Below are 13,271 nucleotides of genomic sequence, written 5' to 3' on the forward strand. Positions count from 1 at the left end.
AAGGTCCTTGTTTTGGGGCGCACCCCCGGGCCGGGGGGGCCCCGGTCGGCCCCCGGGGTTTTGTTTCCCGGGGGCCCCGCGGGGGTTTGTGCGTGAGCGCCGCCCGAATGGGTGGCAGGGATAAACGCTTAACGATTTACTGCACAGATAGGGTGACTATTCTGGCGTGAGTGCTTCGAGCGAAGCGCGTGCATAGTGAACCCCAGTGGTGCTGATAGCGCCTTCGGGTGTGGCTTCCGGAGAGTGAAGGTCTCCTTAAATGCAGATTCATCTGATGTCTCCGTTCATACCCCTGGCTCTGGCCGGGGGCGGAAACGGAACTCCTGTGGAGCTGTGCAGGGGGCTGCGATTCGCCGCGAGGCGGACCGAAGCGCTCCGATCCGCAGGTTTGATCCTTGCATCATGGCAAGCTGCCTTGTGAGCATGGTGGGTGCTCACGTGAAGCGGGCTTTCAAGTTCCGCTTCTATCCGACCGATGCGCAGGCGGCTGAGATGGCACGCACGTTCGGGTGCGTGAGGCTCGTCTACAACATGGCGTTGGCCGCTCGGTCAGAGGCGTGGACGATGCGCCAGGAGCGGGTGAACTACAACGCCACGTCGGCGATGCTGACGCAGTGGAAGAAGACCGAGGAGCTGGCCTTTCTCTCCGAGGTCTCCTCCGTGCCGCTGCAGCAGGCCTTGCGGCATCTGCAGGGGGCGTTCTCCAACTTCTGGAACAAGCGGGCGAAGTACCCGACGTTCAAGTCGAAGAAGAAGTCCCGCAGGTCCGCCGAGTACACCGCCAGCGCGTTCCGCTACCGGGAGGGTCGGTTGACGCTGGCGAAGATGACGGAGCCGCTGGCGATCGTGTGGTCGAGGCCGCTGCCCGAGGGGCGGTTGCCCTCCACCGTGACCGTGTCGCAGGATGCGGCCGGACGGTGGTTCGTCTCCCTGCTGTGCGATGACCGACCGTCGATGCCCGCGCCCGTCCACGCGGCGGTGGGCCTCGATGTTGGTATCACCAGCCTGGTGACGCTCTCGACCGGGGAGAAGATCACCAATCCGAAGCACGAGCGCGCCGACCGGAAACGCCTGGCCAAGGCACAACGGGAGCTGGCCCGCAAGGCCGAGGGCTCGAACAACCGGGAGAAGGCCCGCAGGAAGGTCGCCCGCGTTCACGCGAAGATCGCCGACCGGCGCAGGGACTTCCTGCACAAGCTCACCACCCGGCTCGTCCGTGAGAACCAAACGGTCGTGATCGAGGACCTGATGGTCCGCAACATGCTCAAGAACCGCACGCTGTCCCGAGCCATTTCGGACGCCTCTTGGACAGCGCTGCGGACCATGCTGGAGTACAAGGCGAAGTGGTACGGCCGTGACCTGGTGACCATCGACCGGTGGTTCCCCAGCTCCAAGCTGTGCTCGGCCTGCGGAACCATCCGTGACAAGATGCCCCTTAACGTCCGCGAATGGACGTGTGGCTGCGGAGCAGTCCACGACCGCGACGTGAACGCGGCACGCAACATCCTGACCGCTGGGCTGGCGGTTGCAGCCTGTGGAGACGGTGTAGGTCCTCAACGGAGCACTTCGGGCGGGCAGTCGTCGGTGAAGCAGGAAGTCCTCCCACCGCAGCGCCCACGCGCAGCGGCTCAGCCGCGAGGCGGAGGGGAATCCCCGTTCCTACAGGACGGGGAGGAAGTCAACGTATCCCCAAGCATGCCCCGGGCTACACGACTCTCGACAACGGGCATGTCGTCCGTAAGCACTCGCTGAGTTGGGCGGCTCGTGGGTTGCTCAGCTACCTGCTCAGCTTGCCGGACGGCACCCGTGAAGACGTTCGGACGCTCGCCGCCAAGAGCATCGAGGGGCGCACGACTGTGGCGCGGGCGCTCGGGGAGCTGGAGGCGGCTGGGCACTACGTTCGGCGCACTCAGCGGGATCCGCTGACGGGGCAGGTTCGGACGGCTGTTTCGGTGCATGAAGTGCCGGTGGCGGGCAAGGCCGTTCACGCGCTGCCGCCGCTTCCCGTGTCTCCGGCCGCCGGGTGTCCTGGAGCTGGAGGGCCAGGCGCCGGAAACGCGGGAAACCCTTCCGTGAAGGTAAGGAAGTTGACGGAGAAGGATGCCGGAAGGCCGTCCGTCCCTCCCTCCCCGCAGCCGTGCTTGACGGAAGGCATGGCGCTGCTGCTCGAACTGGGCCGCCGCGAGCCCCGTATGGCCCTCGCGGGCAGGCCGTTGGCGGACCAGGCCGCCATGGTGGAGGGGCTCCTGGCAGGCGGCTGGACGCCGGATGAGCTGACGAGCGTACTGTCCGCCCCGCTGCCGGACCGGATCGCCCGGAGTGTCGGCGCGATCCTCGCCGCCCGCCTGTCGGCCGTTCCGCCCGTCCCGCGCCCTCGGCCAGCCGTGGTCGGCTCGGATCCGGGGGCGCGGCACCACGAGTGCCCCGGCCGGGACGGCCTGTGCGGTCGGCCGGTTCGCGAGGCGCGCAGCTTGTGCGTGTCGTGCCGGGAGTAGGACCCGTCTCAGCAGGGTGCTTTCAGTCGTCGGGCCATTCGATGCCGTCCGGGCCGGTTGACGATCCGGCCTTGACCGGGTTGCCGACCCAGGCGTTGGCGTTGCCGGCCGTGGCGGGCGTGGTGACCAGGAGCGCCCCGAGTGCTGCCAGTGCGGCGGCTGCGAGCACCCTGCCGATCGTGTGGGTCATGCCGGTTTCCCCTTCCCCCGTGGGACGGCCGGTCGAAGGACGCGGCCGTCCGTCAGTGTGCAACGTGATTGTGGGGCAGGGCAATTGATTAGGCCGCTACTCCGCCGGGGGCCGGAAGGCCACCGGGGCCGCGAAGGCGGCGCGGCGGGTGGTGCGGCGGAGGGCGCGCAGGACGGGGGTGCCGAGGGTGAGGCACAGGGTGATGGTGAGTGCGGCGCGGGGGAGGTCCCAGCCGAGGGACGTCGTCAGGCAGTAGGCGGCGAAGCGGACCAGGTTGGCGGGGAGCGGGTCGCCGGGGACGAAGGAGATGGAGCTGGAGAGGCCGCCGATGTACGGCCAGCCCTGCAGGTTCATGATCGTGCCGTAGAGGATGGACGAGAGAGCGCCGTAAGCGGCGAGAAGGGCGAGTTCGCGCCGTCCGCGCAGGGTCGCGGCGCCGGGGAGGAGGCCCGCGCCCAGGCAGACCCAGCCCATCGCGAGCATCTGGAACGGCAGCCACGGGCCGACGCCGCCGGTCAGCAGGGCGGAGGCGAACATCGACAGCGAGCCGAGGACGAAGCCGAAGCCCGGGCCGAGGACGCGGCCGGAGAGCACCATCAGGAAGAACATCGGCTCCAGGCCGGCCGTACCCGCGCCGAGCGGGCGCAGCGCGGCACCCGCCGCGGCGAGGACGCCCAGCAGCGCGACGGACTTGGCGTCCAGGCCTGGAGCGCCCCCGCCCGCCGACCGGCCCTCGCTGATCTGCGCGATCACGACGGCCAACAACAACGGCAGCAGGAGTGCGAACAGCCAAGGGGCGTCGGCGGAGTGGCCGACCAGGGCGGACTTGGTCGAGGCGAGCAGCGGCCAGCCGAAGGCCGTCACGCCGACGAGGGAGGTGAGGGTCAGCGCCGTGACGGAGCGGCGGCCGAGCGGGACGGGACGACTCATGCTCCCGCCTCGCTCCGCTCGGCAGGGGCATTCGCCCACACGCACCTTCTGATGATTCGCTCGCTGCGCTCACTCATGCTCCCAGCGCCTCCGCCACCTGGTGGACGGTGAGCCACGGTCCCGGGGCCAGCACCTTGGCGACCTGCGGGGCGAACGCGGGGGAGGAGACGACGACCTCGGCCGTCGGGCCGTCCGCGACGATCTCGCCCTCGGCCAGGATGACCGTGCGGTGGGCGAGTTCGGCGGCCAGCTCGACGTCGTGGGTGGCCAGCAGCACGGCGTGGCCCTCGGCGGCGAGGCCGCGCAGGATCTCCACCAGCCGGGCCTTGGCCGCGTAGTCGAGGCCGCGGGTGGGCTCGTCGAGCAGGAGCAGCGGGGGCCGGGCGGTGAGGACGACGGCCAGGGCGAGCGTGAGCCGCTGGCCTTCGGACAGGTCGCGCGGGTGGGCGGTGTCGGCGATGCCGGGCAGCAGGCGTTCGACCAGTGCTCGGCACGTGCCTGCGGGGGCGCTCGCGTCGGTGTCGGCCGCCGCGCACTCGGCGGTGACGCTCTCGCCGTAGAGCAGGTCGCGCGGGTCTTGCGGGACGAGGCCGACCTGGCGGATCAGGTCAGCGGGCCTGGTGCGGTGCGGGGTGCGGTCGCCCACCCGGACGGTGCCGGAGGCGGGGGCGTGCAGGCCGACGAGGCTGCCCAGCAGGGTCGACTTGCCGGCGCCGTTGCGGCCCATCAGCGCGGTGATCTCGCCAGGGCGGAGGGCGAGGTCCACACCGCGCAGGGCGTGCACGGGGCCGCGTCGGACGGCGAGGCGGTCGGCGGCTGCCAGCGGGGAGCCGTCGGGGGAGGGCGCGGCGGCCGGACGGTGTCCGTCGAGGCGCTCGCGCAGCCCGGCGGCCTTGCGGCGGGCGTCGCGTACGGACAGCGGCAGCGGCCGCCAGCCCGCGAGCCGTCCGAGGCCGACCACCGGCGGGTACACCGGCGAGTGCGCCATCACGTCGGCCGGTTCGCCGAGGACGGGCGTGGCGCCGGGGGTGAGCAGCAGCACCTGGTCGGCGTACTGGACGACGCGTTCCAGTCGGTGCTCGGCCATCAGGACGGTCGTGCCGAGGTCGTGCACGAGCCGCTGCAGTACGGCCAGCACCTCCTCGGCCGCGCCCGGGTCGAGCGCGGAGGTCGGCTCGTCCAGGACCAGCACGCGCGGGTGGACGGTGAGCACCGAGCCGATCGCGACGCGCTGCTGCTGGCCGCCGGAGAGCGAGCCGAGGGCGCGGTCGCGCAGGTCGGCGAGGCCGAGCAGGTCGAGGGTCTCCTCGACGCGGCGGCGCATGACGTCGGCCGGCAGGCCCAGGGACTCCATGCCGTAGGCGAGTTCGTCCTCGACGGTGTCGGTGACGAAGTGCGCGACCGGGTCCTGCCCCACCGTGCCCACCAGGTCGGCCAGGTCGCGCGGGCGGTGGGTGCGGGTGTCCCGGCCGCCGACGGTGACCCGGCCGTGCAGGGTGCCGCCGGTGAAGTGCGGGACGAGCCCGCTGACGGTGCCCAGGAGGGTGGACTTGCCGGAGCCCGACGGGCCCACCAGCAGGCAGAGTTCGCCCTCGGGGACGGTCAGGTCTGCGCCGTTCAAGGCCGGCGCGGGAGCGTCCGCGTACTGGACGGAGACCTGCTCGAAGGTGATCACGAAGCCCTCCGGGGCGGGGTCGGGGTGGCGAACGCCGGTACCAGGCCCAGGAGCGCGGCGAGGACGGCGGCCGCCGGCAGCACGGGGACGCTCGGCGGCACGACCGTGGGCGCGAAGGCGGCGGGATCGCGGGTGGAGAGGTAGACGGTGAGCGCGGCGACGGCGACGCCCGAACCGGCGGTGAGCCACTCCGGGAGCGCCCAGGGGTCCGGCCGGTAGCGCGTCCTGACGGACCGCCTGTTGCCGAGGAGCAGTCCGGCGAACGCCGCGGCCAGGCCGATCAGCAGGACGGGGAGCGCCCAGCCGGCGCCCCCGGCGGTCAGCAGGCCGTACGCGGCCAGGCAGACGCCCAGCAGCCCGGCCAGGGTGAGCGCGGCCGTCGCCCGCGCGAGGCGCCGCGGGACGTCGGCGGTGCGGCCGAAGCCGCGGGTGTCCATCGCGGCGGCCAGCGCCACCGAACGCTCCAACGCGCCCTCCAGGACGGGCAGTCCGACGCTCAGCACGGCGGCGACGCCCTTGTCCGTCCGACCGCGCAGGCGGCGGGCGGCGCGCAGCCGCCGGACGTCGGCGACCAGGTTCGGCGCGAACGTCATCGCCACGACGACGGCCACCCCCGCCTCGTACAGCGCGCCGGGCAGGGCGCGCAGGAGGCGGGCCGGGCTGGCGAGCGCGTTCGCGGCGCCGACGCACACCAGGAGCGTGGCCAGGCGCAGCCCGTCGTAGAGCGCGGCCAGCAGGCCTTCGAGGGTGACCCGGCCGCCGATCCGCACCCCCTGCGCCCAGGCGGGCATGGGCACTTCGGGCAGCGTGAACAGCACGTGCGTCCCGGGGATCGGCGAGCCCAGCAGCACGGCGAACAGCAGCCGGATGCCGAGGACGAACAGGCCGAGCCGCAGGAACGCGCCGTACGACCGCGACCAGGGCGCGTCACCGCGCCGGGCCGCGACGACGTAGCCGGCGACGGCGGCGAGCAGCAGCAGGATCGCCGGGTTGGTGGTGCGGGTGGCCGCGGCGCCCAGGCCGAGCGCCCACAACCACCAGGCGCCGGGGTGCAGTTGACGGGAGACGCGCACGGAAAGGGACCTCATCGGGGACGGCGGCGGCGCGACTGCCAGACGGCACCGGCCGCGAGGGCGGCGACGAGGACTCCGCCGGCGATCAGGCCGAGGTCCGGGCCGCTGCCGTCGTCCTTGGCCGCTGCCTTGCTGTCCGTCTTCGCACCGGCGCCGACCTGGTCGGCGCAACCGGCCTTCGGGTAGCCGGCGATGGCGCAGAGCAGGCCGTTCGTGTCGTACCGCAGCGGCGGCGCGACGGCGGCGAGCACCTCGGCGGACGTCGCGTTGGCGGCGACGGTGGCGCAGGCGGTGCGCTGCTCGGGCGGCTGCTCGGCGGAGGCGGCATCGTCGGCCGTGCCGAAGTCGAGGACGACGGCCACGCGCTTGCGGCCCTGCTGCGGGGGCGTGCTCGCGCAGAGGGCGGCGAAGTCGGCGCCGGCGCGGGGCTGCGCGGCGTTCTGCCCGCCGTCCGGGCTGACGGCGAACCGCCACCCGTCGACGCTCCCGTCCGCCGGCACGTGGACCGACGGACCCTGCTGCTGGTAGGCCCAGCCGCCGTCGGCACCCTTCCAGAACGACCAGTACCGGTACCCGGCCGCCTCGGCGGGCACGGCGGAACCGGCGACGAGGAGCACGGCGAGCAGGCCGGTGAGGAGTGCGGCGAGGCGGCCGGTGGGTTGCCTGGCGGCGGTGTGGCCGTGGGCGGTGGGGCCGGCCAGGCGGCTTGCGGCGGTGGGGGCGTCGGCGCGCCCGAGGCGGTTGCCGGGCGCGGCGGCACGGGAGCGGTCGCTCGCTGCCGTGAGCCCGACCGGGGTGCCCGGCGCAGACGAGGCTCCCCGGACCGCCGTGCGGGCACGCCCGGTCGCCGTCGGGCGTCGCGTGCGGGCAGTCGGCGCGGCCGCCGGGCCCGACGCGCTGCCCTCGAACGACGGGCTCCAGCCGGGCCCGCCCGCCGCCGGGAGCCCGGAGGCTCCGGCGGCGTGGCGGGGGTTGGACGTCACAGCTTCGGGGCGCGCTTGCGCTGGAGGCTCAGGATGAGGCCGCCGCCGACGCCGATGAGCAGGCCGACGCCGATCAGCCAGTACTGGGAGATGCCGCCGTCCTTCTTCTTCTCGGCGGCGGGCGCGGCGGAAGCGGGAGCAGCAGGGGCGGAAGCCGTCGTCTTCGGCACCGGGCCGAGCGTGGTGAGCTGCTGCACCAGCGCGGCCGTGTCCCGCTGGGCGGCCTGGGCGACCAGGAGCAGCGTCGCGGCGGCGCCCGCGTCGGTGCCGCCCTTCGTCCACGCGGCGCCGTTCTGGGTCAGCCAGTCCACCGCGCCGGCGGCCTGCTGCGGGTGGCCGCTCTGGGTGAGGCCGAGGGCGGCCCAGGCGGTGGCGGTGTAGTCGGGGGTGGGCGTGGCGCCGGGCATGGTGAGGGTGAGGTGGTTGCCGCCCGCGCCGAGCTGCGCGGTGAGGTACGCCCCGGCGGCCTCCGCCGAGTCGGCGTGCGCGACGGGGGAGGCCGGGGTGGCAGGGGAAGCCGGGGTAGTGGCGGCGCCGTCCTGGCAGGTCAGCGGCTTGGGCGCGGCGTCGGAGCGGACGCCGGCGGTGACCGGGAGCCGGCCGCCGGCCGCGGCGAGCGAGGCCTGGGCGGTGGCCAGCGCGTTGGGCGCGAGGGCGCCGGAGGCGGCGTCGGGCTGGAAGGCGAAGGCGCCGCGCTGGTCGGCGGGGGCGGCGCAGCCGAGCTGGAAGCGGGCGAGCCCGTCGAAGGCGTTCTTGCCGTCCTTGGCGACACCCGCCGGGTCGGTCCTGGCGGCGAAGAGGGCGTTGACGGCGAGGCCGGTGGAGTTGGCGTCGCCGGGGTTGCCGGGGTTGTAGGCCCAGCTGCCGTCGGCGTTCTGGTCGGTCTTGAGCCACTGGACGCCCTTGTCGACGGCGTCCTGGTGCCCGCCGAGCGCGACGAGGGCCTGGACGGCGACGGCGGTGGCGTTGCTGTCCTCGGTCTTGGCGTCGCAGGCCGCGTCGGCGGCCCGGTAGGACGGCCAGCCGCCGTCCTCGCACTGCTGTCCGGTGAGCCAGGCGACCGCCTGGTCGGCCGGGGTCACCTTGGCCGCCGCGAGCGCGGTGAGCGCGAGGGACTGGCGCCACACCCCGTCGTACGTCGGGTCGCCCTTGCCGTACAGGCCCTCGGGGGCAGCGGGGGCAGCGGGGGCAGTGGGGGCAGTGGGGGCAGCGGGGGCAGCGGGGGCCGGCGGGGAGGGGGTGTCGGCGAGGGCCGGTGCGGCGGCGGCGCCGGTGAGCAGCGCGGCGGACAGGGCGGCGGCGCCCAGGCGGGCGGCGGTGAGCATGGTGGAGGTGTGCCTTTCGGTGAGCGGGGCGGGCCCGGCGGGGCCCTTCCGTAGTCCTCGACGGTGCCGGACGGGTGCGTCCGGCCCTCAGGCCGTGTCCCTCGGATCAGGTCGGAGGGCTGATCCGACGGACACGTCCTGGCCGCTCGCCCCTCCCCGGGCGCTCCGGCTCGGCCCGTACTCACGCGCGGGAGCACGGCCTCACGGTTGCGGGGTCAGCGCCGGACTCGCACCGGCTTCCCCCGGGAGAGGGACGGGATGAAGTTTTTGCTGCCCGTTGACTCTAGCCGCCGGCGCCGCCCGCCGGACCGCGGCGAGCAGGAACACGTTCCAGTAAGCGGGGGCGGGCGGAGACCTCACGGCAGCGTGAGCAGCCGCGCCGCCGTGTGCAGGTCGGCCCGGACCTCGGCGATCGAGGAGCGGCCGGAGAGCCAGGAGACCAGCGCCGAGTGCCAGGTGTGCTCGATCACCCGGACGGCCGCGCGCTGGCTCTCGCTCGGTGGCCCGGACTGGCCGATCGCGTCCAGGATGAGCTGTCCGGTCGCGGAGCTCACCTGGTCCACCTCGGCCCCGACCGAGCGGTCCGCGAAGGACAGCGCCCGCACCATGGCCTCCGCCAGGAGCGGTTCGCGCTGGAGCGCGTGGAAGGCCCGGGTGAGCGTGTCGGCCACCCGCGGCGCCGGTTCGTCGTCGGTCGGCGGGTGGCGCCGGATGTGCTCCTGGAGGCTCTGCAGCTGTTCGAGCATGACCGCGACCAGCAGGTGGACCTTGGACGGGAAGTACCGGTAGAGCGTGCCGAGGGCGACCTCGGCGCTCTCCGCGACCTCCCGCATCTGCACCGCCTCGTACCCGCCGCGCGCGGCCAGGGCGGTGGCGGCCCGCAGGATCCGCCGCCGGCGCTCGGCCTGGCGGGCGGTCAGCGGCGGCTCCCCGGCCGGCGGGGCGGCGGGGCTCGCGGACGTGCTCGGCGACGACAAGGGGTGCTCCCGGGGGCGCGTGGGTGGCGGCGCGCCGCACGGGGGCGGCGCACCGTCGACCCGGGGTCGGCCGGGTCGGCGTGGCGGGAATCACCAGCCCTGGCTCCGGAGGGAAAGCTACGGGCCGGTATCTTCGAGGTCTCTCATTGTTCACATGGTCGATGACGAGTTCCACAGCCACTGAAACCTGATCTACTTTAGCGACCGGCAGCACAGATAGCAGCTAGAGAAGAGGGCCCAGGATGACCGCGCAGCCGCTGCGGATTGCCCTGCTGTCGTACCGCGGCGACCCGTTCTGCGGTGGCCAGGGCGTCTACGTGCGTCACCTGTCCCGCGAGCTGGCCAGGCTCGGCCACCACGTGGACGTGATCGGCGCCCAGCCGTACGCCGTCCTGGACGAGGTCGAGGGGCCGGGGTCGGTGCGCCTCGTCGAGCTGCCCAGCCTGGACCTGTACCGCGCGGACGACCCGTTCCGCACGCCCGGGCGCGGCGAGTTCCGCGGGCCGGTGGACGTGCTGGAGTTCGCCACGATGCGCACCGGCGGCTTCCCCGAGCCGCTGACGTTCTCGCTGCGCGCCCGGCAGTACCTGGCCCGGCACAAGGGCCGCTACGACGTCGTGCACGACAACCAGACCCTCGGCTACGGCCTGCTCGGGCTGGCCCGGCACGGCTTCCCGCTGGTCACCACGATCCACCACCCGATCACCGTCGACCGGCGGCTGGAGCTGGACGCGGCCACCACCCGGATGCGCCGGCTGTCGCTGCGCCGCTGGTACGCCTTCACCCGGATGCAGCGCCGCGTCGCCACCCGGCTGGACCACGTGATCACCGTCTCCGGCAGCTCGAAGCGGGAGATCGCCGAGCACCTGGGCGCCGCGCCCGGCGCCGTCTCGGTGGTGCCGATCGGCGCCGACACCCGGCTGTGGTCCCCGTCGGCGGAGGTCGCGCGGGTGCCCGGGCGGATCGTCACGACCTCCAGCGCGGACGTCCCGCTCAAGGGCCTGGTGTACCTGGTCGAGGCGCTGGCCAAGGTCCGCACCGAGCGGCCCGCGCACCTGGTCGTGGTCGGCAAGCCGCAGAAGGAGGACGGCCCTGTCACCGAGGCGGTCCGCCGCTTCGGGCTGGAAGAGCACATCGAGTTCCGCAGCGGGCTGACCGACCCGGAGCTGGTCGACCTGTACCGCTCGGCCGAGGTGGCCTGCGTGCCGTCGCTGTACGAGGGCTTCTCGCTGCCCGCCGCCGAGGCGATGGCCACCGGCACGCCGCTGGTGGCGACCACCGGCGGCGCGATCCCCGAGGTGGCCGGGCCGGACGGGGAGACCTGCCTGGCCGTGCCGCCGGGGGACGCGGACGCGCTGGCCGCCGCGCTCGGCCGGCTGCTGGACGACCCGGAGCTGCGCGAGCGGCTCGGGGCGGCCGGCCGCGAGCGGGTGCTGGCCCGGTTCACCTGGGAGCGGGCCGCCGAACTGACCGCCGACGCCTACCGCGCGGCGATCGCCACCGGGGTCGGCGCGCGGGCCCGCTCCGGGCCGGGCTGGCGGTACGTGCCCTGAGTCCGGGCCGGTCCGCGGCGCCGACCGGCGTGCGGGAGACCTGATGAAGCGTCAAACGCGCTTGATGGCACGACGCTTGGTAGCAAGACGCTTGATGGCAAGACGCTTGGTAGCAAAGGAATGGGAGCCCTGCAGTGCTGACCGTCGATTTCTCGCGCTTCCCGCTCGCCCCCGGCGACCGGGTGCTCGACCTGGGCTGCGGCGGGGGCCGGCACGCGTTCGAGTGCTACCGCCGCGGTGCCAACGTGATCGCCCTCGACCAGAACGCCGAGGAGATCGCCGAGGTCAAGAAGTGGTTCGCCGCGATGGAGCAGGCCGGCGAGGCCCCCGAGGGCGCGTCGGCGACCGCGATGGAGGGCAACGCGCTGGCGCTGCCGTTCGAGGACGAGTACTTCGACAAGATCATCATCTCCGAGGTGATGGAGCACATACCCGATGACAAGGGCGTGCTCAACGAGATGTTCCGGGTCCTCAAGCCCGGCGGCCTGCTCGCCGTCACCGTGCCGCGCTGGCTGCCCGAGAAGATCTGCTGGGCGCTGTCCGACGAGTACCACGAGGTCGAGGGCGGCCACATCCGCATCTACCGCGGCGACGAACTGCTCGGCAAGCTCAAGGACGCCGGCCTGGAGCCCTACGGCACCCACCACGCGCACGCGCTGCACTCGCCGTACTGGTGGATCAAGTGCGCCGTCGGCGTGGACAACGACAAGGCGCTGCCCGTCAAGGCCTACCACCAGCTGCTGGTCTGGGACATCGTCGGCACTCCGGTGATCAGCACGCTCACCAAGGCCGCCGAGAAGGCCCTCAACCCGGTCATCGGCAAGAGCTTCGTCGCCTACGCCTCCAAGCCGCGGCGGGCCGGCGCATGACCGCCGCCGTCCCCGAGGTGCTGCTGCTCGACGGGGTGCTCGACGCCGAGCAGGCCGCCGGCACCGTCCGCAGCATCCTCGCCGAGCAGCGCCCCGACGGCGCCATACCGTGGTTCACCGGCCACCACCTCGACCCGTGGGACCACACCGAGGCCGCGATGGCCCTCGACACCGCGGGCGAGCACGCCGCCGCCGAGGCCGCCTACCGCTGGCTCGCCGCCCACCAGAACCCGGACGGCTCCTGGTACGCGGCCTACACGGACGGCGAGGTCTCCAACCGGGCCAAGGAGACCAACTTCTGCGCCTACGTCGCCGTCGGGGTCTGGCACCACCACCTCAGCACCGGCGACGACGCGTTCCTGGAGTGGATCTGGCCGGTGGTCCGCCGCGCCCTGGACTTCATCGTCCGGCTGCGGCTGCCCGGTGGCCCGATCTCCTGGCGCCTCGACGAGGACGGCACCGCGACCGACGAGGCGCTGCTCACCGGCTCGTCCAGCATCCTGCACGCGCTGCGCTGCGGGCTGGCCGTCGCCGAGTACCTGGAGGAGCCGCAGCCCGACTGGGAGCTCGCGGCCGGCCGGCTGCGGCACGCCGTCGCCCGCCACCCCGAGCGGTTCCTCGACAAGGACCGCTTCTCGATGGACTGGTACTACCCGGTGCTCGGCACCGCGCTGCGCGGCGAGGCGGCGCTGGCCAGGATCGAGCGCGACTGGGACCGCTTCGTCGTCCCCGGCCTCGGCGTGCGCTGCGTCAGCGACCGTCCGTGGGTGACCGGCGGCGAGAGCGCCGAACTCGCCCTCGCGCTCTGGGCGATCGGCGAGTCCGACCGCGCCGTGGACATCCTGCGCTGGATCCAGAAGCACCTGCGGCACGAGGACGGCTCCTACTGGACCGGGTACGTGTTCGAGGACGACGCCATCTGGCCCGAGGAGCGCACCACCTGGACGGCCGGCGCGCTGCTGCTCGCCGTCGCCGCGCTCGGCGGCGACCCGGCGACGGTCGCGGTGTTCGGCGGGGACGACCTGCCGGAGGGACTGGTGGTCCAGGACTGCTGCTGAGGCGGCCGGGCCGGGACACGCGGAAGGGGGGGGGGCGCCCCGGGGGGGCCCCCCCCCCCGCCGCGGGGGGGGGGGGGCCCGGCGGGGCGCCGCGGGGGGGGGGGGCGCCCCCCCGGGGGGGGGGGGGGGGGGGGGGGGATAAA

Annotated in this window: 12 protein-coding genes, 1 pseudogene and 1 riboswitch; of the genes and pseudogenes, 6 read left to right on the plus strand and 7 right to left on the minus strand. The window is 73.9% G+C overall.

Annotation, left to right across the window (positions count from 1 at the left end):
* Positions 1 to 402: 402 nt before the first annotated feature.
* From ACFV4G_RS12720 to ACFV4G_RS12730, 3 genes and pseudogenes are all read left to right on the plus strand, one after another.
* The gene (locus ACFV4G_RS12720; protein WP_380439419.1) at positions 403 to 1,752 is read left to right on the plus strand and encodes an RNA-guided endonuclease InsQ/TnpB family protein; all 1,350 of its coding nucleotides are present in this window, start codon (positions 403 to 405) and stop codon (positions 1,750 to 1,752) included.
* Positions 1,753 to 1,790: 38 nt separating this feature from the next.
* Positions 1,791 to 1,835 (plus strand): annotated as a pseudogene (locus tag ACFV4G_RS12725) (hypothetical protein); the annotation flags it as partial.
* A gap of 318 nt (positions 1,836 to 2,153) precedes the next feature.
* Positions 2,154 to 2,495, plus strand: coding sequence for a hypothetical protein (locus ACFV4G_RS12730; protein ID WP_380439454.1), 342 nt, complete (start codon positions 2,154 to 2,156; stop codon positions 2,493 to 2,495).
* Positions 2,496 to 2,517: 22 nt separating this feature from the next.
* On the opposite strand, the gene ACFV4G_RS12735 is transcribed toward ACFV4G_RS12730, so the two are convergent.
* The 7 genes from ACFV4G_RS12735 to ACFV4G_RS12765 all read right to left on the minus strand — a co-directional run bounded on the left by ACFV4G_RS12735 (position 2,518) and on the right by ACFV4G_RS12765 (position 9,648).
* Positions 2,518 to 2,685 carry a hypothetical protein gene (locus tag ACFV4G_RS12735; protein ID WP_380439421.1) on the minus strand — a complete coding sequence of 56 codons (168 nt, stop codon included), beginning with the start codon at positions 2,683 to 2,685 and terminating at the stop codon, positions 2,518 to 2,520.
* A 96-nt stretch (positions 2,686 to 2,781) separates the two neighbouring features.
* Entirely contained in the window at positions 2,782 to 3,615 is an 834-nt protein-coding gene (locus ACFV4G_RS12740) for an ECF transporter S component (RefSeq protein WP_380439423.1), read from the minus strand.
* A gap of 73 nt (positions 3,616 to 3,688) precedes the next feature.
* Positions 3,689 to 5,290 carry an ABC transporter ATP-binding protein gene (locus ACFV4G_RS12745; protein ID WP_380439425.1) on the minus strand — a complete coding sequence of 534 codons (1,602 nt, stop codon included), beginning with the start codon at positions 5,288 to 5,290 and terminating at the stop codon, positions 3,689 to 3,691.
* Positions 5,287 to 6,378, minus strand: coding sequence for a CbiQ family ECF transporter T component (locus tag ACFV4G_RS12750; RefSeq protein ID WP_380439427.1), 1,092 nt, complete (start codon positions 6,376 to 6,378; stop codon positions 5,287 to 5,289). Before ACFV4G_RS12750 ends, ACFV4G_RS12745 begins: the two co-directional genes overlap by 4 nt.
* Positions 6,375 to 7,064, minus strand: coding sequence for an SCO2322 family protein (locus ACFV4G_RS12755; RefSeq protein WP_380439452.1), 690 nt, complete (start codon positions 7,062 to 7,064; stop codon positions 6,375 to 6,377). The genes ACFV4G_RS12750 and ACFV4G_RS12755 overlap by 4 nt, the downstream gene beginning before the upstream one ends.
* Positions 7,065 to 7,342: 278 nt before the next feature.
* The gene (locus ACFV4G_RS12760; RefSeq protein WP_380439429.1) at positions 7,343 to 8,671 is read right to left on the minus strand and encodes a prenyltransferase/squalene oxidase repeat-containing protein; all 1,329 of its coding nucleotides are present in this window, start codon (positions 8,669 to 8,671) and stop codon (positions 7,343 to 7,345) included.
* A 158-nt stretch (positions 8,672 to 8,829) separates the two neighbouring features.
* A riboswitch (cobalamin riboswitch) is annotated at positions 8,830 to 8,914 on the minus strand.
* Between the two features lie 113 nt (positions 8,915 to 9,027).
* Positions 9,028 to 9,648 (minus strand): TetR family transcriptional regulator, encoded by a 621-nt coding sequence (locus ACFV4G_RS12765; protein WP_380439431.1) that lies wholly within the window; start codon positions 9,646 to 9,648, stop codon positions 9,028 to 9,030.
* Between the two features lie 242 nt (positions 9,649 to 9,890).
* Between ACFV4G_RS12765 and ACFV4G_RS12770 the strand changes: the two genes are divergently transcribed.
* The 3 genes from ACFV4G_RS12770 to ACFV4G_RS12780 all read left to right on the plus strand — a co-directional run bounded on the left by ACFV4G_RS12770 (position 9,891) and on the right by ACFV4G_RS12780 (position 13,128).
* The gene (locus ACFV4G_RS12770; RefSeq protein ID WP_380439433.1) at positions 9,891 to 11,201 is read left to right on the plus strand and encodes a glycosyltransferase family 4 protein; all 1,311 of its coding nucleotides are present in this window, start codon (positions 9,891 to 9,893) and stop codon (positions 11,199 to 11,201) included.
* A gap of 134 nt (positions 11,202 to 11,335) precedes the next feature.
* Positions 11,336 to 12,070 carry a class I SAM-dependent methyltransferase gene (locus ACFV4G_RS12775; protein ID WP_363656604.1) on the plus strand — a complete coding sequence of 245 codons (735 nt, stop codon included), beginning with the start codon at positions 11,336 to 11,338 and terminating at the stop codon, positions 12,068 to 12,070.
* Positions 12,067 to 13,128, plus strand: coding sequence for a prenyltransferase (locus tag ACFV4G_RS12780; protein WP_380439435.1), 1,062 nt, complete (start codon positions 12,067 to 12,069; stop codon positions 13,126 to 13,128). The genes ACFV4G_RS12775 and ACFV4G_RS12780 overlap by 4 nt, the downstream gene beginning before the upstream one ends.
* Positions 13,129 to 13,271 lie beyond the last annotated feature (143 nt).

The sequence above is a fragment of the Kitasatospora sp. NPDC059747 genome, assembly GCF_042732955.1.
GTDB lineage: Bacteria > Actinomycetota > Actinomycetes > Streptomycetales > Streptomycetaceae > Kitasatospora.

What these genes read in the sequence shown, in the direction of transcription:
- ACFV4G_RS12720 (WP_380439419.1), top strand. Translation starts at nt 403, where the DNA reads ATGGCAAGCTGCCTTGTGAGCATGGTGGGTGCTCACGTGAAGCGGGCT.
- ACFV4G_RS12730 (WP_380439454.1), top strand. Translation starts at nt 2,154, where the DNA reads ATGGCGCTGCTGCTCGAACTGGGCCGCCGCGAGCCCCGTATGGCCCTC.
- ACFV4G_RS12735 (WP_380439421.1), bottom strand. Translation starts at nt 2,685, where the DNA reads ATGACCCACACGATCGGCAGGGTGCTCGCAGCCGCCGCACTGGCAGCA.
- ACFV4G_RS12740 (WP_380439423.1), bottom strand. Translation starts at nt 3,615, where the DNA reads ATGAGTCGTCCCGTCCCGCTCGGCCGCCGCTCCGTCACGGCGCTGACC.
- ACFV4G_RS12750 (WP_380439427.1), bottom strand. Translation starts at nt 6,378, where the DNA reads ATGAGGTCCCTTTCCGTGCGCGTCTCCCGTCAACTGCACCCCGGCGCC.
- ACFV4G_RS12760 (WP_380439429.1), bottom strand. Translation starts at nt 8,671, where the DNA reads ATGCTCACCGCCGCCCGCCTGGGCGCCGCCGCCCTGTCCGCCGCGCTG.
- ACFV4G_RS12770 (WP_380439433.1), top strand. Translation starts at nt 9,891, where the DNA reads ATGACCGCGCAGCCGCTGCGGATTGCCCTGCTGTCGTACCGCGGCGAC.
- ACFV4G_RS12780 (WP_380439435.1), top strand. Translation starts at nt 12,067, where the DNA reads ATGACCGCCGCCGTCCCCGAGGTGCTGCTGCTCGACGGGGTGCTCGAC.